Source organism: Pseudomonas sp. NPDC089401, assembly GCF_044749485.1.
Lineage (GTDB): Bacteria > Pseudomonadota > Gammaproteobacteria > Pseudomonadales > Pseudomonadaceae > Aquipseudomonas.
On the sequence record NZ_JBIVIA010000004.1, the window covers coordinates 75,360 to 97,705 of the forward strand.

Here is a 22,346-nt window from a genome sequence, read left to right on the forward strand (position 1 = left end):
GACCTTGCACCAAACCTGTGGGAGCGGGTTTACCCGCGAAGAATCCACCGCCGATTTACAGGATTACCCGCATGCTCAGACTCCTGCTCACCCTGCTGCTGCTCTTGCCTTTGGCAACTCAAGCCAGCGAGGGCGAATTCTTCCTGACTGCCAAGCCCACCGAACAGGCGCGCCTGCTTGAAGGCTGGGCCGCGCAACCCGATGCCGCGCGGCTGCCGCTGCTGGACAACCTGCGCCAAGGCCGCATCGCCGCCGATGACACGCGCAAAGTGCGCCTGAACAACCGCCTGCGCGGCCTGATCGACAACGCCCTGGCCAGCCACCAGTTGCTCAGCGACGACAGCGCCACCCGCCTGGCCGCCGCCCAACAGCTGCAAAAGAGCGCACAACCGGCGCAGATGGCCTTCCTCGACCGGCGCTTCGCCCTCGAAGTGGACCCCGCCGTGCACGCCGCCCTCGGCCTCGCCCTGGCCAACCTGCAACTGGGCGCCAGCGAGCCAGCCGTGCGCCTGGCAGCGGTTCGTCTGCTCGGCGAGACTGGCGACCCGCTGGCCCGCACCCGCCTCGAAGCGCTGCTGCAACCCGACGCCGAAAATGACCCGGCCGTGCGCACCGCCGCCGAAACCAGCCTGGCCCAGGTCAAGCGCAAGCTGCTGGTCGGCGAACTGCTCGGCCAGGCCTTCAGCGGCCTGTCGCTGGGCTCGGTGCTGCTGCTGGCCGCGCTGGGCCTGGCGATCACCTTCGGCCTGCTCGGGGTGATCAACATGGCCCACGGCGAGATGCTGATGCTCGGCGCCTACAGCACCTACATGGTCCAGGTGCTGCTGCAGCGCTACGCCCCCGGCGCCATCGAGTTCTACCCGCTGCTCGCCCTGCCGGTGGCCTTCGCCGTCAGCGCCGGGGTCGGCATGGCCCTGGAGCGCACCGTGATCCGCCACCTCTATGGCCGCCCGCTGGAAACCCTGCTGGCGACCTGGGGCATCAGCCTGATGCTGATCCAGGCCATCCGCCTGCTGTTCGGCGCGCAGAACGTCGAGGTCAGCAATCCGGCGTGGTTGTCCGGCGGCATCCAGCTGCTGCCCAACCTGGTGCTGCCGTACAACCGCCTGGTGATCATCGGCTTCGCCCTGGCCGTGGTGCTGCTCACCTGGCTGCTGCTCAACCGCACGCGGCTGGGCCTGAACGTGCGCGCGGTGACCCAGAACCGCAACATGGCCGCCTGCTGCGGCGTCGCCACCGGGCGCGTCGACATGCTCGCCTTCGGCCTCGGCTCGGGCATCGCCGGGCTCGGTGGCGTGGCCCTGAGCCAGGTCGGCAACGTCGGCCCTGACCTGGGCCAGAGCTACATCATCGACTCGTTCCTGGTGGTGGTGCTCGGCGGTGTCGGGCAACTGGCCGGCAGCCTCTGGGCAGCCTTCGGCCTTGGCATCGCCAACAAGCTGCTGGAGCCGCAGATCGGCGCGGTGCTCGGCAAGATCCTCATCCTTGCGTTGATCATTCTGTTCATCCAGAAGCGCCCGCAAGGCCTGTTCGCCCTCAAGGGACGGGTAATCGACTGATGAACCAGCCACTGCTTGTCACCGCCGCGCAAAAGGCCGGGCCGCGCCTGTCGCTGGCCATCGGCGCCGTCGCCGTCCTGCTGCTGGTGGCCCTGCCACTGTTGTCGCTGCTGCCGGTCGACCACTGGCTGCACGTGTCGGCCTACACCCTGACCCTGGTCGGCAAGATCCTCTGCTACGCCATCGTCGCCCTGGCCCTGGACCTGGTCTGGGGGTACGCCGGGTTGCTGTCGCTGGGCCACGGCCTGTTCTTCGCCCTGGGTGGCTACGCCATGGGCATGTACCTGATGCGCCAGGCAGCCGGCGACGGCCTGCCGGGGTTCATGGCCTTCCTTTCGTGGAGCGAGCTGCCCTGGTACTGGGCCGGCACCCAGCACTTCGCCTGGGCCCTGTGCCTGGTGGTGCTGGCGCCGGGGTTGCTGGCGCTGGTGTTCGGCTGGTTCGCCTTTCGTTCGCGGATCAAGGGCGTGTACTTCTCGATCATGACCCAGGCCCTGACCTTCGCCGGCATGCTGCTGTTCTTCCGCAACGAAACCGGTTTTGGCGGCAACAACGGCTTCACCAGCTTCCGCACCATTCTCGGCTTCGACATCGCCGCCCAGGGCACTCGCGCGGTGCTGTTCCTGCTCACCGTCGGCCTGCTGCTGGCCAGCCTGTACCTGTGCTGGCGCCTGACCCAGAGCAAGTTCGGCCGCCTGCTCACCGCCGTGCGCGACGCCGAGAACCGGCTGATGTTCTGCGGCTACGACCCGCGCGGCTTCAAGCTGCTGGTGTGGGTGCTCAGCGCCGTGCTGTGCGGCCTGGCCGGGGCGCTGTACGTGCCCCAGGTGGGCATCATCAACCCCAGCGAGATGTCGCCGACCAACTCCATCGAAGCCGCCGTGTGGGTGGCCCTGGGCGGGCGCGGCACGCTGATCGGCCCGCTGCTCGGCGCAGGCCTGGTCAATGGCATGAAGAGCTGGTTCACCGTGGCCTTCCCGGAGTTCTGACTGTTCTTCCTCGGCGCGCTGTTCATCCTCGTCACCCTGTACCTGCCCAAGGGCGTGGTCGGCCTGTTGAAGAAAAGGAGCCAGCCATGAGAGGCGTGCCCCCGGTCCACCCGGAATTCATGCTCGAACCTGTGTTCGACTCGCTCGGCAGCGGCCGTGAGGCCATCGGCCTCGGCCAGCGCCGCAAGGCCGGGCTCGACACCCGCCACGGCACGGTGCTGAGCCTGGAAGACATCAGCGTCAGCTTCGACGGCTTCAAGGCGCTCAACGCGCTGAACCTGTACATCGGCGTTGGCGAACTGCGCTGCATCATCGGCCCCAACGGCGCCGGCAAGACCACCCTGATGGACGTGATCACCGGCAAGACCCGCCCCGACACCGGCAGCGCCTTCTTCGGCGACACCCTCGACCTGACCCGCATGAGCGAATACCAGATCGCCCAGGCCGGCATCGGCCGCAAGTTCCAGAAGCCCACGGTATTCGAGGCCCTGACGGTGTTCGAGAACCTGGAGCTGGCGCTGAAGACCGACAAGTCGGTGTGGGCCAGCCTGGCCGCGCGCCTGGGTGGCGAACAGCGCCAGCGCATCGAGGAAGTGCTGACCACCCTGCGCCTGCTGCCCCTGGCCCAGCGCCAGGCGGGGCTGTTGTCCCACGGGCAGAAGCAGTTCCTGGAGATCGGCATGCTGCTGGTGCAGGAGCCGCAGCTGCTGTTGCTGGACGAGCCGGTGGCGGGCATGACCGATGCCGAGACCGCGTTCACCGCCGAGCTGTTCAAGGGCCTGGCCGGCAAGCACTCGCTGATGGTGGTGGAGCATGACATGGGCTTTGTCGGCAGCATTGCCGACCATGTCACCGTGCTGCACCAGGGCAGTGTGCTGGCGGAGGGTTCGCTTGAGCAGGTACAGGCGGATGAGCGGGTGGTCGAGGTGTATCTGGGCCGCTAGACCAGGAAACCTGCACCGGCCCTGTGGGAGCGGGTTCACCCGCGAAAGGGCCGGTACAGGCAAAGCAGAACTGTCAGGAACCAAACATGCTGAAAATCGACACCCTGCACCAGTACTACGGCGGCAGCCACATCCTGCGCGGCCTGTCCTTCGAAGCCAAGGTCGGCGAAGTCACCTGCCTGCTGGGCCGCAACGGCGTGGGCAAGACCACCCTGCTGCGCTGCCTGATGGGCCTGGTGCCGGCCCGCGAAGGCCATATCGAATGGGAAGGCAAGCCGATCACCACGCTCAAGCCCCAGCAGCGGGTCCACGCCGGCATCGCCTTCGTGCCCCAGGGCCGGGAGATCTTCCCGCGCCTGAGCGTCGAGGAAAACCTGCTGATGGGCCTGTCGCGCTTCCCCGCCCGCGAAGCGCGAGAAGTGCCTGCATTCATCTACGAACTGTTCCCGGTGCTGGAGCAGATGAAACAGCGCCGCGGCGGCGACCTGTCCGGCGGCCAGCAGCAACAGCTGGCCATCGGCCGCGCCCTGGCCAGCCGCCCGCGCCTGCTGATCCTCGACGAGCCGACCGAAGGCATCCAGCCCTCGGTGATCAAGGAAATCGGCGCGGTGATCCGCCGTCTGGCCGAACGCGGCGACATGGCGATCCTGCTGGTCGAGCAGTTCTACGACTTCGCCGAAGCGCTGGCCGACCAGTACCTGGTGATGGCCCGCGGCGAGATCATCCAGCGCGGCCGTGGTGAAAACATGCAGGCCGAAGGTGTGCGCGGCCTGGTAACCATTTAATCTGCGAGCAACGATCCTGCGAGACGCTGTCATGAGTCATGAAATCCGCGACGCCCTGCCCACCGACGTGCCGGGCATCCTCGACATCTACAACGACGCCGTGCGCAACACCACGGCAATCTGGAACGAAACCCCGGTGGACCTGGGCAACCGCCAGGCCTGGTTCGAAGCCCGGGCGCAGCAGGGGTATCCGATCCTGGTGGCGGTGGATGAAACCGGTGTGCTGGGGTATGCCTCGTTTGGCGACTGGCGGCCATTCGAAGGCTTCCGGCTGACCGTGGAGCACTCGGTGTATGTCCGCGGTGACCAGCGCGGCAAGGGCCTGGGGCCGCTGCTGATGGCGGCGCTGATCGAGCGTGCGCGCAGTTGTGGCAAGCATGTGATGGTCGCGGCCATCGAGAGCGGCAATGCCGCCTCGGTGCGCCTGCATGAACGGTTGGGTTTCGTGATCACCGGGCAGATGCCGCAGGTGGGGGTGAAGTTCGGGCGCTGGCTGGATTTGACCTTCATGCAGTTGGTTTTGAACCCGGGGGCAGCACCAAGCTGAAATTCATGGTGCCTGTTCTGGCCTCTTCGCGGGTAAACCCGCTCCCACAGGGATCGCACAAGATTTGAGACCTGTGCAGTACCTGTGGGAGCGGGTTTACCCGCGAAGAGGCCGGCACAGGCAGCCTCACATCTGGGTAAACCGCCCCAACCGCTGCCTGAGCATGCTGTTCTCACTGCGCAGCTGCTGCACTTCCTGCAACAGCTCCAGCGCCAGCGCCACCCCTTCCCACTCCAGTTCCAGCTCATGGTGCAGCTTCGCCGCGCGCTTGGTCACGAACGGCGCCTGATCGTCGAACAGCCAGTCCTCCGGCGTTCGCCCCGAAGGTTCGACGATGCCGTGCTCGACGATTTCGATCACGCAGTCGGCCGTGACATCGGCCTCCTGACACAGGGTACGCATGTCCAGTTGAACGATCAGGGTGCTGCTCATGATCACTTACTCCAGTGTGTCCTCGGGTCGAACGCAGCCTTCTCGGAAAGCTTGGTCCACAGTTCACGGGTAGCAGCGTCGGACGCTGTCGGCATTACCACCTTCAGCTGCGCGTAGAGGTTGCCGCGCTCGCCTTGCTTGTTCGCCAGACCCTTGCCCGGCACGCGCAGGCGCTGGCCGCTCTGGCTGTCGGGACGGATGGTCAGGTTGATCTTGCCGTCCAGGGTCGGCACCGCCACCTTGGTGCCCAGGGCCGCTTCCCACGGCGCCAGCGGCACGGTGATGATCAGGTCATGGCCTTCGACATCGAACAGCGGGTGAGGTGCCATGCGCACGGTCAGGAACAGGTCGCCGTTGGCGCCACCGCCAACACCCGGTGCGCCCTGGCCCTTGAGGCGGATGCGTTCGCCGTCGGTGACCCCGGCGGGGATCTTCACGTTCAGGGTCTTGGTGGTGAACCCGGTGCGCTGGCCGGCCGCGTTGGTCTGCGGCACCTGGAAGCTGATCTGCTTGGATTCCTTGCTCAGGGTTTCTTCCAGGAAGATCGCCAGTTCCAGTTCCACGTCCTGCCCTCGCCTGCCGGCGCTGCGTTGTTGTTGCCGGCCGCCACCACCGAACGGGTTGCCGCCACGGGCGCCGAAGATCGAGCTGAAGAAGTCGGAGAAGTCGCCGCCTTCGAAACCACCGCCGGCGCCGCCCGCGCCGCCGCGGCTCTGCCAGCCCGGTGGCGCCTGGAACGGCCTGCCATGCTGGCCGCCGTACTTGCGGATTTCGTCGAACTCGGCGCGCTTCTGCGCATCGCCCAGCACTTCGTAGGCCTCGTTGGCCTCCTTGAACTTGTCCTCGGCGTCCCGCTCCTTGCTGACGTCAGGGTGATACTTGCGCGCCAGCTTGCGGTACGCGGCCTTGATCGCCTTGTCGTCCGCCGTGGGCTCCACGCCGAGTATCTTGTAGTAGTCTTTGAAGTCCATCTATGGATCACCAGTGTGAATGTGCGTGTTGCAACTGAAGATAAGGGTCAAGCATAGCCTTTCAAGGTTGGCTTGGGGTTGCCTCGAGGCAGACGATCGGTCTTGATTCTGTAGCCAACTGGCATAAACTGCGCGGCCGTTTTGCCTCCGGAAGCCCTTTCCCATGTCTGACGTATCCCCGGCCCGCGCCCTGGGCATCGACTTCGGCACCTCCAACTCCACGGTCGGCTGGCACCGCCCTGGCGTGGAATCGCTGATTGCCCTGGAAGACGGCAAGATCACCCTGCCGTCGGTGGTGTTCTTCAACATCGAGGAGCGTCGCCCGGTGTACGGCCGCCTGGCGCTGCACGAATACCTGGAAGGCTACGAAGGCCGCCTGATGCGCTCGCTCAAGAGCCTGCTGGGCTCCAAGCTGATCAAGCACGACACCAGCGTGCTGGGCAGTGCCCTGCCGTTCAAGGACCTGCTGGGCATGTTCATCGGCGAGCTGAAAAAGCGCGGTGAAGCGGCCGCCGGTCGCGAGTTCGACCAGGTGGTGCTGGGCCGCCCGGTGTTCTTCGTCGACGAAGACCCGGCCGCCGACCAGGAGGCCGAGGACACCCTGGCCGAAGTGGCGCGCAAGATCGGTTTCAAGGACGTGTCGTTCCAGTACGAGCCGATTGCCGCAGCGTTCGACTACGAGTCGGGCATCAGCCGTGAAGAGCTGGTGCTCATCGTCGATATCGGCGGTGGTACCTCGGACTTTACCCTGATCCGCCTGTCGCCCGAGCGCCACCAGGTGGCCGAGCGCCAGAGCGACATTCTCGCCACCGGCGGCGTGCACATCGGCGGTACCGACTTCGACAAGCAGCTGAGCCTGCAGGGCGTGATGCCGCTGTTCGGCTACGGCAGCCGGATGAAGAGCGGCGCGCTGATGCCCACCAGCTACCACCTGAACCTGGCCACCTGGCACACCATCAATGCCCTGTACTCGCAGAAGTCGCAGTTGGCCCTGGGCAGCATGCGCTATGACATCGAGGACACCCTCGGCATCGATCGGCTGTTCAAGCTGATCGAAGAGCGTGCCGGGCATTGGCTGGCGATGGAAGTGGAAGCCAGCAAGATCGAGCTGACCGAGCAGGTCAGCCGCCGTGTCGACCTCGGCCGCGTGGAGCGCGACCTGGGCGTGGACCTGACCCGTGTGCTGTTCGAGGAGGCCATCGAGGGCCTGCTGGAGCGGGTGCGGGGCAGCGTGAGCGAGTTGCTGGTCAAGGCCGGGGTGGGCGCGGACCAGGTCGATACGGTGTTCTTCACCGGTGGTTCCAGCGGGATCCCGGCGCTGCGCAACAGCGTGGCGGCGATGCTGCCCAATGCGCGGCATGTGGAAGGCAACATCTTCGGCAGCATCGGCAGCGGGCTGGCCATCGAAGCGCGCAAGCGCTACGGCGCGGCCTGATCACTTTCTGATAACCTGAACCGGCCTCTTCGCGGGTAAACCCGCTCCCACAGGGATCTCACATATCTCGAAAATTGTGAGGTCCCTGTGGGAGCGGGTTTACCCGCGAAGAGGCCGGTACAGGTTAATCACACCAGCTCGGCCCGCCGCAGCTCACTCTTCAGATAGGCGTAATACACCGGCCCCGCCACCACCCCCGGCAACCCGAAGGCCGCCTCGAACACCAGCATTGCCAGCAACAGCTCCCAGGCCTTGGCGCTGATCTGCCCACCGACGATCTTGGCGTTGAGGAAGTACTCGACCTTGTGGATCACGATCAGATAACCCAGCGCCGCCGCCGCCACCCAGATCGACAAAGACATGCCGACGATGGTGATCAGGGTGTTGGACATCAGGTTGCCGATCACCGGCAGCAGCCCGAGCAGGAAGGTCAGCACGATCAGGGTCTTGGTCAGCGGCAGGTGCACGCCGAACAGCGGCATCACCACGGCCAGGAAGATGCCGGTGAACAGGGTGTTGAGCAGCGAGATCTTGATCTGCGCGAAGACGATGTTGCGAAACGCCTGCACCAGCAGGTTCAGGCGCTCGAACAACGCCGCTGCCAGGGGCTTGCGCCGGGAAATGTCGGGGATGCGCTGCAAGGCGATGATGGCGCCGAGGATCATGCCGATCAGCAGCGTCACGAACATGTGCGCCATGCCCTTGCCCACCAGTTGCAGGTCGCTGAGGTGGCTCTTGATCCAGTCGCCGATGGCCACCTTGAACTCCGCCGCGCTGGCCGGCAGGTAGGCTTCGATGAACGGCGGCAGCTGGCTGCGGGCGCGTTCGACCAGGACCATGAACTTGTCCAGCGAGGCCCCGGGGTTCTCGGCCTCGTGCAGCAGGAAGCTGAACGCACCGGCAATCAGCAGGGTCAGCACGCTGACCACCAGCACCCCCAGCAACGCCACCGCCAGCCAGCGCGCACGCTGCCCGGCGATCAGCGGCTGCAGGCGCGGGGTGAGCATGTTCACCAGCTCGAACACCAGCAGGCCGGCCAGCAGGCTGGGCAGCAGTTTCAGCGGGAGGGCCAGGAGCAGGCCGGCCATGACGATGATCAGGCTGGCCAGGGTGATCTGACGGGGGGTGAAAGTCATACAGCCTCGACGGCAGACAGCGGGAAGACCCGCAGTCTGCCAGCCTTCAGGACACAGGCATAGGGCGGTTCACTTGTTCTTCAGGCAGTCGCTCATGTACGCCTTGCGCTCGTCGCCCTTGAGCGCCTTGCTGGTGGCGTCGGCGTTGCAGGTCTTCATCTTGTCCTGTTGGGTCCTGGGCGCGTCCTTTTTCAGGCAGGTGCTCATGAACGCCTTGCGCTCATCGCCCTTGAGGGCCTTGGCGGTGGCGTCGGCGTTGCAGGTCTTCATCTTTTCCTGTTGGGGAGTCGCGGCGAATCCTTGCGCGCTGAACAGCACAGCCAGCGCCAGCAGTGGCACGTGCAGCATCTTCATGGAGTGGTCTCCTGGTTTGGGCGCCCGATGCACGGGGTCAGGCCAAGTGTAGACAACAATTCCTAGCGCCCATGCCGGGCCTGCCGCCGGTACTGCTCCGGGGTGCAGCGGGCCTGGCGCTGAAACATGGCGATGAACGCCGAGGCGCTGCTGTAGCCGAGGTCGAAGGCGATCGACTGGATCGGCAGGCCGGCTTCCAGCGCCTCGATGGCGCGTAGAAAACGCAGGCGCAGGCGCCACTCGCCGAAGCTGATGCCCAGTTCGCGCAGGAACTGCCGGGCCAGGGTGCGCTCACTGACATGCACCCGCGCCGCCCAGTCGGCCAGCGGGCGGTTGTCGCCGGGTTCGGCGGCCAGGGCGTCGAGCACCTGGCGCAAACCGTCGCTGTGGGCGAAGGGCAGGTAGCAGGTCTGGGTCGGCGCCAGCAGCAGCTGGTCGAGCAGTACCTGCACCAGGCGCAGGTCGCGTTCGTCCTGGGCTACCCGCAGGTCGCGGCGGGCGAAGTCGCCGAGGATGGCCTTGAGGATGTCGCTGATCACCAGGCTGCAGGGTTCGGCCGGCAGCGCCGCGCAGAGGCTGCGGTCGAGGTAGATCGAGCGGTAGACGATGGCCTGGGGGTTGTAGCAGCTGTGCTCGGTGCCTGGGGGGATCCACACGGCGTAGTGCGGCGGCGAGAGGAAGCGCTGGCCGGCGACGTCCAGCTGCATCACGCCGTTGGCGGCGTAGTTGAGCTGGCCCCAGGCGTGGCGGTGCAGGGCGCTGTGGGTGTCGGCGCCGAACTCGTCGTGGCGGAAGTACACCGGGGCCGGGAGCTGGGTGAACTGGGGGATGTCGAGGTATTTGCGCGGCATGCTGTCTGCTTTGTGGGGCAGGTTGTCTGGATGCAAGTATAGGCTTGTGGACAGACAACCGATAATGGCCGCCTATCCAGGGGCTGCTTTGCAGCCCATCGCGGGTTCACCCGCGAAGGCCGCGAAGCGGCCCTCTTCCAGCAACCCGAGTAGCCGCTCCATGAACTACCTGTTCCCCCTCACCGCCATCCTCATCTGGGCCGGCAATACCGTGGTCACCAAGCTTTCCGCCGGTGCCATCCACCCTGCCGAGATCGGCTTCTACCGCTGGCTGCTGGCCGGCCTGCTGTTCACCCCGTTCCTGCTGCCGGCCGTGTGGCGCAACCGGGCGGCGATCCGCCCGCAACTGGGCAAGGTGGCCGTGCTCGGCATCCTCGGCATGGCCGTGTACCAGAGCCTGGCCTACTTCGCCGCCAGCATCACCAGCGCCACCAACATGGGCATCATCCTCTCGCTCATGCCACTGATGTCGCTGGCCCTGTCGATCGCCTGGCTTGGCCAGCGCCTGAGCTACGGGGCGCTGGCGGGGGCGCTGGTGTCGTTCTTCGGCGTGCTGGAGGTGGTCAGTGCCGGCCAGCCGGGCATCCTCCTGGAACAGGGCCTGAACAGCGGCGACCTGCTGATGCTGGTGGCCACCCTGGCCTACGCGCTGTACAGCTTCCTGCTGAAGAAATGGCAGCTGCGCCTGCCGCCGCTGCAGTTGCTGTACCTGCAAGTGCTGATGGCCATCCTGGTGCTGCTGCCGTTGTTCCTGCTCTCGGACAAGACCGGCCTGAACGGCCACAATATCGGCCTGGTGCTGTACGCCTGCGTGCTGGCCTCGATGATCGCCCCGCTGCTGTGGATGCAGGCCGTGCACCGCCTGGGGCCAAGCCGCACGACGCTGTTCTTCAACCTGCTGCCGCTGGTCACTGCGCTGATTGCCGCCGGGGTGCTGGACGAGCAACTGGCCAGCTACCACCTGGTCGGCGGTCTGCTGACCCTGGCCGGGGTCATCCTGGCCGAGCGCTGGACCACCCCGGTACGCCGCTAGAGCCCGGCCGTCCGCAGCCGCGCGGCATGCTCGGTGAACAACCGCACAGGCTCGGCGCCCTTGCCCACAGCGCCAAGGGACTGGTTGACGATGTCCAGGTGATCCAGCGGATAGTCGTCGCCGATCACCTGGCCCAGGTGCGAGCTGAAGCGCCCGACCATGCCGTCGCACTGGCCCTTCTCCTTGACGAAGCTGCGCGCGAACAGGCGGCAGAAGCGGTTGCTGCCGTCGAAGCGGTTGCGCCCCTGGTCGGTCAGGCCCGGCTGCAAGGTGCCTGACCAGGAGTAGTAGCGCACGCCGTTGACCTCATACGCCCCTTCCCCGCCCCAGGTGTCGGGCAGCCCCTGTGGATAAGCCTGGTTGAACAGCGCCACCCCGGCGCTGGTCAGGGACTGGTGCGAGGCGTGCACGTCGACCGGCAGCGGCTCGCGGCGCCAGCCGGTTTCCAGCCACACCAGCAACAGCGCCAGGCCATGCAGGATGGCCTTGAGGATCCGCCCCTGGGGTGAGTCGCCGGGCGCGGTGCGTTCCAGGTGATCGGCCAGCTCCGAACCGTGGTTGGGGCCCGCCACCGAGGTCACCGAGGCCACCCGCTCCGGCCGTCTGGCCGCCGCGTAACGTGCGCTCAAGGCGCCCTGGCTATGGCCGATCAGGTTGACCTTCTCGGCACCGGTGCGCCGGCAGATGTCCTCGATGATCAGCAGCAACTGCTCGCCGCGCACTTCGCTGCCATGCAGTGGCGAAACCTGCACCGGAAACACCTGCACGCCGCCCTTGCGCAAGGCCCGGACAATGCCGAACCAGTACGGATAGAACAGCACTCGAACAAAACCGAGCATGCCCGGCACCAGCACCAACGGGTATCGCGTGGCCAGATCCTGCTGCATGGCGTGAGCCCTCTTCCGTGGACGATCGGCCAACACTAGCGCCGCTTCGATGACCATCGCAATCGAACTCCCGACGCGCTGCGTTGTTCCAACCCAGAACAGACCCTGTGCAAGGAGCGGAACCATGTTCAAGCAGACCCTGGCAGTCCTTCTGGCCGGCGCCACCCTGGCGGCCTGCAGCAGCCACCCGGAAAACCCGGTGGACCATGTCACCTACCGCAACGAGCCGCTGGTCAGGGAGGTGCAGAACGGCATGACCATGCAGAAGGTGATCGCCATCGGTGGTAGCCCGTCCAACGCCATCGACCTGCCGCACGGGGGCACCTGCAACGACTACATCCTCAACCGCGACGGCCACCAGCAGCCCTACTACGTGCGCTTCGACGCCACCGGGCATGTCGATGCCAAAGGCTTCAAGACCTGCAAGCAACGCGAAGAGGACAGCCAAGCCGCCCACGGCGCCTGAACCTGCAAGTCACACCTGCGTCCTGACCCCTGTTTGGAGAGCATCATGAGCAACGTTGAACTGACCGATGTGCAAACCCTGCGCAAACGTGCCCGCCAGCACGTCGAGCAAGGCGCGGTGACCGAGGGTTACCACGCCGACCGCCAGGAGATCCTGCGCCTGCTGAACGAATCCCTGGCCACCGAGCTGGTCTGCGTGCTGCGCTACAAGCGCCACTACTTCATGGCCAGCGGGATCAAGGCCAGCGTGGCGGCCAGCGAGTTCCTGGAGCATGCCAACCAGGAAGCCGAACATGCCGACAAGCTGGCCGAGCGGATCGTGCAGCTGGGGGGCGAGCCGGATTTCAACCCTGACAACCTGAGCAAGAATTCCCATGCCCAGTATGTGGCGGGGAGTTCGCTGAAGGAGATGGTGCTGGAGGATTTGGTGGCGGAGCGGATCGCCATCGACAGCTATCGCGAGATCATTCAGTACATTGGCGATAAAGATCCGACTACGCGGCGCATGTTCGAGGAGATTCTGGCGCAGGAAGAAGAGCACGCGGACGATATGTCCGATTTGCTTCAGGGGTTGTGATTGGTGGGGGCGCTTTGCGGCCCTTTCGCGAGCAAGGCTCGCTCCTACGGGGGATCGCATTGCCCGTAGGAGCGAGCCTTGCTCGCGAAAGGGCCGCAAAGCGGCCCCAATACTATTTCCGACTTTTAACCGCAGCCGGCGCCTTGCCGGCTTTCATCTGCTCCAGCAACGGCGTGCACTGGTTAGGCTGATCGCCACTGCTCGGTGCCACCAGCGCCAGCAACCCCGCCGCCGGCCCCACGACCACCCCCAACGCCACCATCCCCGCCCCCCGCAACGCCAGAGGCACCGCCTGTACGCCCGCGCTCGGCTCGGCGAACGGCCCGCGCACGTACAGCGGCGAACGCAGCGAGAACAGCCGCAGCCCTTTCGACTCCGGGGTGATCTTCAAATCCAGCTGCTCACTGGCAAAGTTGGCCGTGCCGTCGATGTAGATGATCGCGTTCTCGGTATCGAAGATGAACAAGCGCGTGCTCGCCAGCCCATCCTTGATCCCCACGTCCGCCGCCGCGCAATTGATCTTCACGTCCTCGTCGCCAAACAGCTTGCCGACCACGTAGTTGCCCACGTTGAGCCCGGCGATCTCCATCAGGCTGCGGCTGATGGCGCCATCGTTGATCAGCATGCGCAGGTTGCCGTTGGCGGTGCCCAGCAACGCTGCCACCGAGTTGCCGCGACCACTGATGTCGGCGTCGCCGTTGAGCTCGCCAAAGCTGGTCTGCATCGGTGCGAAGCCGGGGAACAGCTGCTTGAGCTTGAAGCCGCGCGCGGTCAACTGGGCACGGCCTTGCAGCGGCACGTTGCGCCCGTCCAGGCGGATGTTGCTGGCCAGGCTGCCGCCGGCCACGCCGAAACGCAGCGGCTCCAGGCGCAGCAGGCCGTCGTCGAGGATCACGTGGGCCGAGAGGTCGTTGAACGGCAGCTTCTCGCTGTGGACGATGCGCTTGCCGGCAAAGGTGACGTCGGCATCCATGGCACGCCAGCGTTCGGTGCGGAATTCCTCCACCGGCAGCACCTTGTTCGCCGGCTGCTTGCTGGCGCCGCCGCGGGCCTTCTGCTCGGCGTTGGAGTCGGCACCGATCAACGGCGCAAGGTCCTTGAACAGCAACTGGTTGGACACCAGGTTGCCACTGAGTCTGGGCCGCGGCTGGCTGGCGACGAAGGCCAGGTCGCCGTGGATGTCGCTGTTGCCGATCTTGCCGTTGAAGCCCTCATAGCGGAAGGTCGCGCCTTCAGGCGCATGCAGGTTGGCGCGCAGACGGCCGTCGGTGGAATAGGCCGGGGTGTCGGGCAGGGTCACGCCCGTCAGCGGATAGAGGTTGCCCAGGCTGGCACCCGACAAGCGCAGGCGCAGGTCGAGGGCGCCGAGATTGCGTGGGTCGGTGAGGGTCCCGGCGAGCACCACGTGGGTGTCGGCAATCCGCACGTCGGCCTGCAACGGGAACGGCTGCTTGGCGTCCTGCAGCGCCAGCAGGCCGCCAATCTTGCCGGTGCCGGACACCGGCTGGCCCTTGTAGCGGCCCTGGGCCTTGAAGCCGAAGGCATAGTCCTGGGCCCCGCCGGCCTTTTCCGCGCTGGCCTTGCCGACGATGTCGCTGAACGGGATCGGCTTGCCCAGCGGGTCGACCTGCACCTTCATGCTGGTTTTCAGGGTCTGGTCGTCGAAGCTGACATTGCCCTGGTCGAAACCGATGGCGCCGATATCCAGCTGCCACTTGGAGGGCTCGGCGTTTTCATCCTTGGGGCCGAAGTCGAACGTCCAGTTGGCGCGGCCGTCGGCAAGCCGGGTGAGGCTCGCGTTAGGCTTGGTCAGGTCGATGCGCGGGATGCTGATCTGCTGGAACAGCAGCGGCAGCGGCGCCAGGCGGAATTCCACACGCTCCAGGCCGACCATCTGCGGCTCCTTCAGCCACTCGGGGTTGCCCAGGGTCAGGTCTTCGGCGATGAAGTGCGGCCACGGCACCCAGGCGCGCCAGCCGCCCTCCTCCGGCTCGGTGCGCCACTGCACGGCAAGGTTGCCGTTGATTGCGAACGGGCGGTGCAGGGCCTCGGAGACCTTGTCGTTGAGCAGCGGCTTGACGCGGTTCCAGTCGAAGGTGGCGATCACCACCACCAGGATGGCCAGCACGGTCAGCAGGGTGGATAGGGTCCAGACGAGGATTCTGGCGGGACGCGTCATTGCGTGGTTCTCCTGACGACATGGCACGAAGCGGGCATAGCGATGGCACTTAGTATCTGGGACTGATGAAAACCTGCGGGGTTTTATCGGTGAAGCCCATCATAGCGAAGTTTTTTTTGCGACTTTTCTCGAATTCCAGGCTTGCATGGGCCGCCCCGGCACTCGGAATTGGTGCTAGCAAAGAGCCTTCATGCGCTTCGAAAATACTGCAGTAGAGCCATCCCGAAGCGCTATCAATACGGTCGATTGTTACCATTACCCGTATGAACTTCTCTCTGGCGGTGCCGAGCGTAGCATTGGCTCCGTACCCACTTTCCAGCCCCCGAGAGGAGCACCGAATCATGAAACGCACCCTGCTGACCCTGACCCTGTCCATCGTCGCCGCCAATGCCTTCGCCCTGCCGGCAGCCGAACAGCACCTGACTGCCGAATCGCGCTCCAGCGCCGCTGAAGTCGCCCAACCGCTGAAGACCGTTGCCGAAGGTGGCTCGGATCGCTTGATCGAACGTACTGGCCGCGTCGCCGAAGGTGGCTCGGATCGCCTGATCGAACGTACTGGCCGCGTCGCTGAAGGTGGCTCGGACCGTCTGATCGAACGCACCGGCCGCGTTGCCGAAGGTGGCTCGGATCGTCTGATCGAACGCACTGGCCGCGTTGCCGAAGGTGGCTCGGATCGTCTGATCGAACGTACTGGCCGCGTTGCCGAAGGTGGCTCGGACCGTCTGATCGAACGCACTGGCCGCGTCGCCGAAGGTGGCTCGGACCGTCTGATCGAACGTACTGGCCGCGTCGCTGAAGGTGGCTCGGATCGCCTGGTCGAAATCAGCCGCGTGAGCTGATCGCCATGGCCGAAAAGAACAACCTACAGCACAACGCCTGCTCCCCTCCAAGCCCGGTCCATTGACCGGGCTTCGTTTTTTTATCTAGAGTGCCCAGCCTCAACGTCACAGAATCCCGCCCCATGCTGCCGCGCGCCGAACAGAAGCTACAGACCCGCCAGGCCCTGCTGGACGCTGCCTGCCTGCTCATGGAGAGTGGCCGTGGCTTCGGCAGCATCAGCCTGCGCGAAGTGGCCAAGGCCGCTGGCATCGTGCCCACCGGTTTCTACCGCCACTTCACCGACATGGATGCCCTCGGCCTGGCCCTGGTGGCCGAGATCGACACCACCTTCCGCCAGACCATCCGCCTGGTGCGGCACAACGAGTTCGAGCTCGGCGGCATCACCGATGCCTCGGTGCGCATCTTTCTCGACGTGGTCGCCGCCCACCGTGCCCAGTTCCTGTTCCTCGCCCGCGAGCAGTACGGCGGTTCGCAGCCCGTGCGCCAGGCCATCGCCCGCCTGCGCCAGGACATCAGCGACGACCTGGCCACCGACCTGGCGCGGATGAAGCGCTGGAAGCACCTGGACGGTGCGGCGCTGGCGGTGATGGCCGACCTGGTGGTGAAGACTGTGTTCGCCACCTTGCCCGAGCTGATCGACAGCCCCGAGCCGGGTTATCCACAGGCACTGAGTGCCCAGGAAAAGATCACCCAGCAGCTGCGCTTCATCTTCGTCGGCGCGCGGCACTGGCAAGGGTTGGGCAACCCGGGCTGATAACTCTCCTGTACCGGCCTCTTCGCGGGTAAACCCGCTCCCACAGGGACCGCACCGGACCTGAGGGCGCTGCAGTAACTGTGGGAGCGGGTTCACCCGCGAAGAGGCCACCACAGGCAACCGCAAACCCAGTTCTGCTACCATGGCGCCCTGCCCGAAAGCGACGAGCGCCCACATGCCCAACCCCCGCCCCACCCCGCCGGAACTGGTCCGCTTCAACCAGCACTTCGCCGACCGTATCGTCCCGCTGTGGCAAGGCCCGGGCTGGAACGCCGAACTCGCCCTGCCCTACGAGGCCCTGGACGCACAGCACCGTCCCCTGCCGGTGCAGCGCTACCGGGCCATGGCCTGCGCCCGCCAGCTCTACCTGTTCAGCAGCCGCATCGAACAGCCTGGTGCGGCCGAGCGGGCCGCGGCTTTGTTCCGCTCGCTGCAGAAGCACTTCCACGATGCCGAGCACGGCGGCTGGTTCTACAGCATCGACGCCAGCGGCAAGCCGCTGGACCGGCGCAAGGATCTCTACACCCACGCCTTCATCGTCTTTGCCTGCGCACATTACTGGGGCAAGGTCGGCGAGGGGCTGGTCGAGGCCACGCTGAATGCCGCGCTGGAAGTGGTCGACGAACAGTTCGCCCGCGATGACGGCCTGTACGAGGCCAGCCTCGGCGAAGACTGGGCCGACCTTGGCAGTGGCCCGCTGCAGAACCCGCAGATGCACCTGGCGGAAGCCTTCCTGCAAGTACTGGCGGTGCGCGAAGACGAGCACGTTCAGAAGTCACTGTTGCAGCTGTGCGAGGCGTTGCAGGCCCAGTTCATCGAACCGCAGCATGGGCTGATGCTGGAAAAACCCCGGGGCACTGTGGATAACTGGTTCGAGCCGGGGCATCAGTTCGAATGGTTCTACCTGCTTGAAACCTCGCCGTTGCTGCGCGGGACACCGCTGCATGCGTCCATCGACCGGGCATTCGGCTATGCCGAGCAGTGCGGGGTGAAAGCCGGGGCGGTGCTGGCGATGCTCGATGTGGACGGCACGCTGCTCGATGCGACCCAGCGGGTGTGGGCGCAGGCGGAGTATCTGCGGGCGCTGGTGTTGCGATCGGGCTCGGAAGAGAAGCTCCTGACCCAATTGCAGGCGATGGAACGGCAGTTCCTGCATGAAGGCGGCTGGTATGAGTGCCGGGATGGCCAGGGGAATGTGAGCCGGCATGACATGCCTTCGACTACGCCCTATCACCTGGCGACTTGCCTGGAAGGTCTGCAGCGCCTGGCCTGACGCATTCGCGGGTGAACCCGCTCCCACAGCTGCCAAGGCAGCGCAATCCCTGTGGGAGCGGGTTCACCCGCGAAAGGGCCCTCGAATCAGCCCTTGCTGGAACGGTCGATCGACAGCCCCGCGAAGTCCTGGCGCACCGGCATCAGCTCGAGGCTGTTGATGTTGATGTGCGCCGGCTGGTTGAGGATCCAGAAGATGGTCTCGGCGATGTCCTGCGGCTGGATCGGCTCGGCGCCGGCGTAGGTGGCGTCGTACTTGGCCTGGTCACCGCCGTGGCGCACCAGCGAGAACTCGCTCTCGCACAGGCCCGGCTCGATGTTGCTCACCCGCACGCCAGTGCCCCGCAGGTCGCAGCGCAGGCTCAGCGAGAACTGGCCGACGAAGGCCTTGGTGCCGCCGTACACGTTGCTGCCCGGATACGGGTAGTTGCCCGCCACCGAACCCACGTTGAGGATCGACGCGCCACGGCCGTGGGCGATCAGGCGCGGCAGCAGCAGGCGGGTGGTGTACATCAGGCCCTTGATGTTGGTGTCGACCATGGTTTCCCAGTCGTCCAGGCTGCAGTTCTGCGCTGCGTCCACGCCCAGCGCCAGGCCTGCGTTGTTGACCAGCCCGCGCAACTTGTCGAAACCGGCCGGCAGGCTGGCGATGGCCTGTTCCATGGCCTGGCGGTCACGCACGTCGACGACCAGGCCGTGCACCTCGGTCTGCGCCGACAGCTCGGCGCACAGGGCGTCCAGGCGCTCCTTGCGCCGGCCGGTGAGCACCAGCTTCCAGCCGGCCTCGGCGAAGCGACGGGCAGTGGCCTCGCCAAACCCGGAAGTCGCGCCAGTGATGAATACGGTGGACGTCATGCTCTGTTCCTCACGGTGGGTGGTCATGGCAGGTTCGCAGCATGCCCGCCCCGGGCGCGGGCAGCAAGTCATTCGGGCCGCTGTTCATTTTTTGTTCATATGCCGCAAACCCTTGCCACAGAGGGCTCGGCGCCAGCTATGCGCATGTTATCCACAAGGCTTTCCCCACGGATTGGGGGCAACTTGTCCACTGCGCGGAACCCTTTCAGCGCAATGCGGTCGGTGGATATCTTTCGGTGATGGCGCAAGGCTTTCAAGGATGCCGCCTGCAGCGGTCTGTCCAAGGGTTTCCCACAGAGTTATCCACAGCTATTGAAGCGCCACATGCGCTGCTGCAATCGGGCAAAAAAACCTGGGAAAATCATCCACAAAGCGCATATGGTCAAAAAACGAACAACGCCTTGCAGCCCTCATGAATAAAGGGTTTGAGCGAGGTGCCACCATGTTTTCCACAGGCGGTTCCACATTAATCGTGGAAAAGATTCAGCCTGTGGAAACAAGGGCTTGCGTGGGGATCGTAGAGAACCTCTAGAAAGATATGCGACAAGTTGTCCACATCGAGGATGGGGCTGCTGCGCAGCCCGGAGCACAACTCAATGCCCGCCCAGGTAGGCGTTTCTTACCTCTTCGTTGACCAGCAGTTCCTGCCCCGTCCCGCTCATGCGGATCTGCCCGTTGACCATCACGTAGGCCCGGTCCGAGAGCTTCAAGGCATGGTTGGCGTTCTGCTCCACGAGGAAGATGGTCATCCCGGTTTTGGCCAGCTCGCGCAGGGTGGCGAAGATCTGCTTGACCACGATCGGCGCCAGCCCCAGCGACGGCTCGTCCAGCAACAGCAGCTTCGGCCGGCTCATCAGCGCGCGGGCGATGGCCAGCATCTGCTGCTCGCCGCCGGACATGGTCATGGCCCGCTGGTTGCGCCGCTCCTGCAGGCGCGGGAACAGCTCGAACATGCGCTGCATGTCCTCGGCGGCGTACTTGTCGCCGATGGGGATGGTGCCCATCATCAGGTTCTCCTCGACGGTCATGTCTGGGAACACCCGGCGCCCCTCCGGCGACTGGGCGATGCCGTTGGAGGCGATGTAGTGGGACGACTTGCGGGTGATGTCGGTGCCACGGTAGACGATATGCCCCGCTGCCGCCCGCGGCTGGCCGAAGATCGACATCAGCAGGGTCGACTTGCCGGCGCCGTTGGCGCCGATCAGGCTCACCGTCTCGCCCTCGTCGATGTGCATCGACACCTTTTTCAGCGCCTGGATCGGCCCGTAGAACACGTCCAGGTCCTGCAGTTCGAGAATCGGTGCACTCATACCAGTTCCTCTTCGTCGGCACCCAGGTAGGCGGCGATCACCGTCGGGTTGTGGCGGATGTCCTGCGGGGCGCCTTCGGCGATCACGTTGCCATGGTCGAGCACGACGATGTGATCGGAAATGCTCATGACCATGCCCATGTCGTGCTCGATCAGCACCACGGTGATGTCGTGCTCGTCGCGCAGCACGCGGATCATGCGGCTCAGGGCCTCGGTCTCCTGCGGGTTGAGGCCGGCGGCCGGCTCGTCCAGGCAGATGATCTTCGGCCGCGTGCACATGGCCCGGGCGATCTCCAGGCGGCGCTGCTGGCCGTATGAAAGCTCACCCGCCAGGCGGTTGGCGCAGTCGACCAGGTCGACCACCTCCAGCCAGTAGAAGGCATGGTCCAGGGCTTCGCTCTCGGCCTTGCGGAAAGCCTTGGTGTTGAGCACCCCGGCCAGCAGGTTGCGGTTGACCCACATGTGCTGGGCCACCAGCAGGTTTTCCACCACCGACATTTCCTTGAACAGGCGAATGTTCTGGAAGGTCCGCGCCAGGCCGGCGCGGTTGACCAGGTGGGTGCCGCCGAACATCTTGTAGTACAGGCGGCTGGCGAAGCGCGCCGGCGACACGAAGTCCGCCGCCTGGAAACGCTCGCCGAGCAACTGGATGACGTTGGTCTGGCTGCCGCGCACGTTCAGCTCGATACGCCCGCCGCTGGCCTTGTAGAAACCGGTCAGGCAGTTGAACACGGTGGTCTTGCCGGCGCCGTTGGGGCCGATCAGGGCGAAGATCTGGTTGCGCTTGACCTTCAGGCTGACGTCGCTGAGCGCCTTGATGCCGCCGAACTGCATCATCAGGTTGTCGACCGAGAGAATGATTTCGTCGCTCATGGCGCCACTCCTTTACGCGGGGTCACACCGGTACGGCTGATGCGGATCAGGCCGCGCGGGCGCCAGATCATCATCAGCACCATCAGCACGCCGAACAGCAGCACGCGGTACTCCGAGAAGCTGCGCAGCAACTCCGGGGCCACGGTCAGCACGAAGGCCGCGATCACCACGCCGACCGTCGAGCCCATGCCGCCGAGCACGACGATGGCGAGGATCAGCGCCGACTCGAAGAAGGTGAACGACGACGGGTTGACGAAGCCCTGGTAGGTGGCGAAGAACACCCCTGCCAGGCCCGCGGTGGAGGCGCCCAGGGTGAACGCCGAGAGTTTCACCAGCACGTGGTTCAGGCCCATCGAACGGCAGGCGATCTCGTCCTCGCGCAGCGCTTCCCAGGCGCGGCCGACCGGCATGCGGGTGAGCCGGTGCTTGATGTACAGCACCGCCAGCACCACCAGGAACAGCACGGCGTAGATGAACACGAACTTGAGGTTGGCGTTGTAATCGAAGCCGAAGAACTCGTGGATCGGCACCCCGCCATCCTTGGCCCGGCGGCCGAACTCCAGGCCGAAGAAGGTCGGCGACGGTGCCGGCATGCCATTCGGCCCGCCGGTGAACGACAGCCAGTTGTTCAGCACCAGGCGGATGATCTCGCCGAAGCCCAGGGTCACGATCGCCAGGTAGTCACCGTGCATGCGCAACACCGGGAAGCCGAGGATGCACCCCGCCAGCGCCGCAGCGATGGCCGCCAGTGGCAGCACGGTCCAGAAACCCAGGCCCAGGTACTGGTAGCCCAGCGCCAGGCCATAGGCGCCGATGGCGTAGAACGCCACGTAACCCAGGTCGAGCAACCCGGCCAGGCCGACCACGATGTTCAGGCCCAGGCCCAGCAGCACGTAGATCAGCCCGAGGATGACCACGGTCAGCAGGTACTTGTTGGCGAAGATCGGGAAGACGATGGCAATCACCACCAGCGCCGGGATGATGTAGCGCAGGCGCGACTTGTAGTCCGGCGCGTTGACGTGCACGCCCGAGCCGCCACTGTCGAAGCCTTCGAGCATGCGCCGGCCGGCGGCGGTCTGCACGTACAGGCTGAGCAGGAAGCGCCCGAGCATCACCGCGCCGACCAGCCACGCCACCCGCCGCGGTTCGGCGTTGAAGGTGTAGCCGTCGAGCACCACGCCGACGATCGGGCCGAACACGATGAGCGCCAGCAGGCCGGCGACGATGGTCTCCAGCAGGCTGCGTTTGATATCGAAACCCTGGGTTTCGGAGGCAGAAGCAATCTTGGCAATCGACATG

The 22,346-nt window shown here is 65.5% G+C and carries 23 protein-coding genes and 1 pseudogene; 13 read left to right on the plus strand and 11 right to left on the minus strand.

What is annotated here, in order from left to right:
- The first annotated feature begins 71 nt into the window (after positions 1–71).
- The 5 genes and pseudogenes from urtB to ACIP21_RS10865 all read left to right on the plus strand — a co-directional run bounded on the left by urtB (position 72) and on the right by ACIP21_RS10865 (position 4,824).
- Positions 72–1,559, plus strand: coding sequence for an urea ABC transporter permease subunit UrtB (urtB, locus tag ACIP21_RS10845; RefSeq protein WP_400687237.1), 1,488 nt, complete (start codon positions 72–74; stop codon positions 1,557–1,559).
- A pseudogene (urtC, locus tag ACIP21_RS10850) lies at positions 1,559–2,638 on the plus strand (urea ABC transporter permease subunit UrtC). The gene urtB and the pseudogene urtC overlap by 1 nt, the downstream one beginning before the upstream one ends.
- Positions 2,635–3,492 (plus strand): urea ABC transporter ATP-binding protein UrtD, encoded by an 858-nt coding sequence (urtD, locus tag ACIP21_RS10855; protein WP_400687239.1) that lies wholly within the window; start codon positions 2,635–2,637, stop codon positions 3,490–3,492. The pseudogene urtC and the gene urtD overlap by 4 nt, the downstream one beginning before the upstream one ends.
- Before the next feature lie 86 nt (positions 3,493–3,578).
- Positions 3,579–4,277, plus strand: a complete 699-nt coding sequence (urtE, locus tag ACIP21_RS10860; RefSeq protein WP_400687241.1) for an urea ABC transporter ATP-binding subunit UrtE — start codon at positions 3,579–3,581, stop codon at positions 4,275–4,277.
- 31 nt (positions 4,278–4,308) lie between these two features.
- Entirely contained in the window at positions 4,309–4,824 is a 516-nt protein-coding gene (locus ACIP21_RS10865) for a GNAT family N-acetyltransferase (RefSeq protein ID WP_400687243.1), read from the plus strand.
- A gap of 126 nt (positions 4,825–4,950) precedes the next feature.
- Here ACIP21_RS10865 and ACIP21_RS10870 read toward each other — a convergent pair whose 3' ends face one another.
- The gene (locus ACIP21_RS10870) at positions 4,951–5,256 is read right to left on the minus strand and encodes a chaperone modulator CbpM (protein WP_400687245.1); all 306 of its coding nucleotides are present in this window, start codon (positions 5,254–5,256) and stop codon (positions 4,951–4,953) included.
- Between the two features lie 2 nt (positions 5,257–5,258).
- On the minus strand, positions 5,259–6,227 hold the full coding sequence (cbpA, locus tag ACIP21_RS10875; RefSeq protein WP_400687247.1) for a curved DNA-binding protein: 969 nt from the start codon (positions 6,225–6,227) through the stop codon (positions 5,259–5,261).
- Positions 6,228–6,390: 163 nt separating this feature from the next.
- Here cbpA and ACIP21_RS10880 point away from each other — a divergent pair, with 163 nt between their 5' ends.
- A complete protein-coding gene (locus tag ACIP21_RS10880) occupies positions 6,391–7,662 on the plus strand; it encodes an Hsp70 family protein (protein ID WP_400687249.1) in 1,272 nt (423 codons plus the stop codon).
- Positions 7,663–7,790: 128 nt separating this feature from the next.
- On the opposite strand, the gene ACIP21_RS10885 is transcribed toward ACIP21_RS10880, so the two are convergent.
- From ACIP21_RS10885 to ACIP21_RS10895, 3 genes are all read right to left on the minus strand, one after another.
- A complete protein-coding gene (locus tag ACIP21_RS10885) occupies positions 7,791–8,798 on the minus strand; it encodes an AI-2E family transporter (protein ID WP_400687251.1) in 1,008 nt (335 codons plus the stop codon).
- A 69-nt stretch (positions 8,799–8,867) separates the two neighbouring features.
- Positions 8,868–9,152, minus strand: coding sequence for a PsiF family protein (locus ACIP21_RS10890; RefSeq protein WP_400687253.1), 285 nt, complete (start codon positions 9,150–9,152; stop codon positions 8,868–8,870).
- Between the two features lie 62 nt (positions 9,153–9,214).
- Positions 9,215–10,003, minus strand: a complete 789-nt coding sequence (locus tag ACIP21_RS10895) for an AraC family transcriptional regulator (protein ID WP_400687255.1) — start codon at positions 10,001–10,003, stop codon at positions 9,215–9,217.
- A 160-nt stretch (positions 10,004–10,163) separates the two neighbouring features.
- Between ACIP21_RS10895 and ACIP21_RS10900 the strand changes: the two genes are divergently transcribed.
- Complete coding sequence (locus tag ACIP21_RS10900; RefSeq protein WP_400687257.1) at positions 10,164–11,036, plus strand: DMT family transporter; 873 nt, start codon at positions 10,164–10,166, stop codon at positions 11,034–11,036.
- Here the strand turns inward: ACIP21_RS10900 and ACIP21_RS10905 are convergent.
- Positions 11,033–11,923, minus strand: a complete 891-nt coding sequence (locus ACIP21_RS10905) for an alpha/beta fold hydrolase (protein ID WP_400687259.1) — start codon at positions 11,921–11,923, stop codon at positions 11,033–11,035. The genes ACIP21_RS10900 and ACIP21_RS10905 overlap by 4 nt on opposite strands.
- A gap of 124 nt (positions 11,924–12,047) precedes the next feature.
- On the opposite strand from ACIP21_RS10905, the gene osmE reads away from it, so the two are divergent.
- Both osmE and ACIP21_RS10915 read left to right on the plus strand, forming a co-directional pair.
- The gene (gene osmE, locus ACIP21_RS10910; protein WP_400687260.1) at positions 12,048–12,389 is read left to right on the plus strand and encodes an osmotically-inducible lipoprotein OsmE; all 342 of its coding nucleotides are present in this window, start codon (positions 12,048–12,050) and stop codon (positions 12,387–12,389) included.
- Between the two features lie 45 nt (positions 12,390–12,434).
- Positions 12,435–12,965, plus strand: a complete 531-nt coding sequence (locus tag ACIP21_RS10915) for a bacterioferritin (protein ID WP_400687262.1) — start codon at positions 12,435–12,437, stop codon at positions 12,963–12,965.
- 112 nt (positions 12,966–13,077) lie between these two features.
- Here the strand turns inward: ACIP21_RS10915 and ACIP21_RS10920 are convergent, their stop codons facing one another.
- Positions 13,078–15,144 carry an AsmA family protein gene (locus ACIP21_RS10920; RefSeq protein WP_400687264.1) on the minus strand — a complete coding sequence of 689 codons (2,067 nt, stop codon included), beginning with the start codon at positions 15,142–15,144 and terminating at the stop codon, positions 13,078–13,080.
- Positions 15,145–15,485: 341 nt separating this feature from the next.
- Here ACIP21_RS10920 and ACIP21_RS10925 point away from each other — a divergent pair, with 341 nt between their 5' ends.
- From ACIP21_RS10925 to ACIP21_RS10935, 3 genes are all read left to right on the plus strand, one after another.
- Entirely contained in the window at positions 15,486–15,983 is a 498-nt protein-coding gene (locus ACIP21_RS10925) for a phage infection protein (protein ID WP_400687266.1), read from the plus strand.
- A 122-nt stretch (positions 15,984–16,105) separates the two neighbouring features.
- Positions 16,106–16,738 (plus strand): TetR family transcriptional regulator, encoded by a 633-nt coding sequence (locus ACIP21_RS10930; protein WP_400687267.1) that lies wholly within the window; start codon positions 16,106–16,108, stop codon positions 16,736–16,738.
- Positions 16,739–16,913: 175 nt separating this feature from the next.
- Positions 16,914–18,011 carry an AGE family epimerase/isomerase gene (locus ACIP21_RS10935; RefSeq protein WP_400687269.1) on the plus strand — a complete coding sequence of 366 codons (1,098 nt, stop codon included), beginning with the start codon at positions 16,914–16,916 and terminating at the stop codon, positions 18,009–18,011.
- Positions 18,012–18,097: 86 nt separating this feature from the next.
- Here the strand turns inward: ACIP21_RS10935 and ACIP21_RS10940 are convergent, their stop codons facing one another.
- A complete protein-coding gene (locus tag ACIP21_RS10940) occupies positions 18,098–18,865 on the minus strand; it encodes an SDR family oxidoreductase (RefSeq protein ID WP_400687271.1) in 768 nt (255 codons plus the stop codon).
- Positions 18,866–18,906: 41 nt separating this feature from the next.
- Between ACIP21_RS10940 and ACIP21_RS10945 the strand changes: the two genes are divergently transcribed.
- Entirely contained in the window at positions 18,907–19,281 is a 375-nt protein-coding gene (locus tag ACIP21_RS10945) for a hypothetical protein (RefSeq protein WP_400687273.1), read from the plus strand.
- Between the two features lie 177 nt (positions 19,282–19,458).
- On the opposite strand, the gene ACIP21_RS10950 is transcribed toward ACIP21_RS10945, so the two are convergent.
- Genes ACIP21_RS10950 through livM form a run of 3 tightly spaced genes read right to left on the minus strand, consistent with a single transcriptional unit; the run spans position 19,459 to position 22,345 of the window.
- The gene (locus ACIP21_RS10950; protein ID WP_400687275.1) at positions 19,459–20,175 is read right to left on the minus strand and encodes an ABC transporter ATP-binding protein; all 717 of its coding nucleotides are present in this window, start codon (positions 20,173–20,175) and stop codon (positions 19,459–19,461) included.
- Positions 20,172–21,047, minus strand: a complete 876-nt coding sequence (locus tag ACIP21_RS10955) for an ABC transporter ATP-binding protein (protein ID WP_400687277.1) — start codon at positions 21,045–21,047, stop codon at positions 20,172–20,174. Before ACIP21_RS10955 ends, ACIP21_RS10950 begins: the two co-directional genes overlap by 4 nt.
- Positions 21,044–22,345 (minus strand): high-affinity branched-chain amino acid ABC transporter permease LivM, encoded by a 1,302-nt coding sequence (gene livM / locus ACIP21_RS10960; protein WP_400687278.1) that lies wholly within the window; start codon positions 22,343–22,345, stop codon positions 21,044–21,046. Before livM ends, ACIP21_RS10955 begins: the two co-directional genes overlap by 4 nt.
- Position 22,346: the final 1 nt, after the last annotated feature.

What these genes read in the sequence shown, in the direction of transcription:
- livM (WP_400687278.1), bottom strand. Translation starts at nt 22,345, where the DNA reads ATGTCGATTGCCAAGATTGCTTCTGCCTCCGAAACCCAGGGTTTCGAT.
- ACIP21_RS10930 (WP_400687267.1), top strand. Translation starts at nt 16,106, where the DNA reads ATGCTGCCGCGCGCCGAACAGAAGCTACAGACCCGCCAGGCCCTGCTG.
- ACIP21_RS10935 (WP_400687269.1), top strand. Translation starts at nt 16,914, where the DNA reads ATGCCCAACCCCCGCCCCACCCCGCCGGAACTGGTCCGCTTCAACCAG.
- ACIP21_RS10865 (WP_400687243.1), top strand. Translation starts at nt 4,309, where the DNA reads ATGAGTCATGAAATCCGCGACGCCCTGCCCACCGACGTGCCGGGCATC.
- ACIP21_RS10940 (WP_400687271.1), bottom strand. Translation starts at nt 18,865, where the DNA reads ATGACGTCCACCGTATTCATCACTGGCGCGACTTCCGGGTTTGGCGAG.
- urtB (WP_400687237.1), top strand. Translation starts at nt 72, where the DNA reads ATGCTCAGACTCCTGCTCACCCTGCTGCTGCTCTTGCCTTTGGCAACT.
- cbpA (WP_400687247.1), bottom strand. Translation starts at nt 6,227, where the DNA reads ATGGACTTCAAAGACTACTACAAGATACTCGGCGTGGAGCCCACGGCG.
- ACIP21_RS10885 (WP_400687251.1), bottom strand. Translation starts at nt 8,798, where the DNA reads ATGACTTTCACCCCCCGTCAGATCACCCTGGCCAGCCTGATCATCGTC.
- ACIP21_RS10870 (WP_400687245.1), bottom strand. Translation starts at nt 5,256, where the DNA reads ATGAGCAGCACCCTGATCGTTCAACTGGACATGCGTACCCTGTGTCAG.
- ACIP21_RS10880 (WP_400687249.1), top strand. Translation starts at nt 6,391, where the DNA reads ATGTCTGACGTATCCCCGGCCCGCGCCCTGGGCATCGACTTCGGCACC.
- ACIP21_RS10905 (WP_400687259.1), bottom strand. Translation starts at nt 11,923, where the DNA reads ATGCAGCAGGATCTGGCCACGCGATACCCGTTGGTGCTGGTGCCGGGC.
- urtD (WP_400687239.1), top strand. Translation starts at nt 2,635, where the DNA reads ATGAGAGGCGTGCCCCCGGTCCACCCGGAATTCATGCTCGAACCTGTG.
- ACIP21_RS10920 (WP_400687264.1), bottom strand. Translation starts at nt 15,144, where the DNA reads ATGACGCGTCCCGCCAGAATCCTCGTCTGGACCCTATCCACCCTGCTG.
- ACIP21_RS10955 (WP_400687277.1), bottom strand. Translation starts at nt 21,047, where the DNA reads ATGAGCGACGAAATCATTCTCTCGGTCGACAACCTGATGATGCAGTTC.
- ACIP21_RS10915 (WP_400687262.1), top strand. Translation starts at nt 12,435, where the DNA reads ATGAGCAACGTTGAACTGACCGATGTGCAAACCCTGCGCAAACGTGCC.
- urtE (WP_400687241.1), top strand. Translation starts at nt 3,579, where the DNA reads ATGCTGAAAATCGACACCCTGCACCAGTACTACGGCGGCAGCCACATC.
- ACIP21_RS10900 (WP_400687257.1), top strand. Translation starts at nt 10,164, where the DNA reads ATGAACTACCTGTTCCCCCTCACCGCCATCCTCATCTGGGCCGGCAAT.
- ACIP21_RS10925 (WP_400687266.1), top strand. Translation starts at nt 15,486, where the DNA reads ATGAAACGCACCCTGCTGACCCTGACCCTGTCCATCGTCGCCGCCAAT.
- ACIP21_RS10890 (WP_400687253.1), bottom strand. Translation starts at nt 9,152, where the DNA reads ATGAAGATGCTGCACGTGCCACTGCTGGCGCTGGCTGTGCTGTTCAGC.
- ACIP21_RS10895 (WP_400687255.1), bottom strand. Translation starts at nt 10,003, where the DNA reads ATGCCGCGCAAATACCTCGACATCCCCCAGTTCACCCAGCTCCCGGCC.
- ACIP21_RS10950 (WP_400687275.1), bottom strand. Translation starts at nt 20,175, where the DNA reads ATGAGTGCACCGATTCTCGAACTGCAGGACCTGGACGTGTTCTACGGG.
- osmE (WP_400687260.1), top strand. Translation starts at nt 12,048, where the DNA reads ATGTTCAAGCAGACCCTGGCAGTCCTTCTGGCCGGCGCCACCCTGGCG.
- ACIP21_RS10945 (WP_400687273.1), top strand. Translation starts at nt 18,907, where the DNA reads ATGCCCGCCCCGGGCGCGGGCAGCAAGTCATTCGGGCCGCTGTTCATT.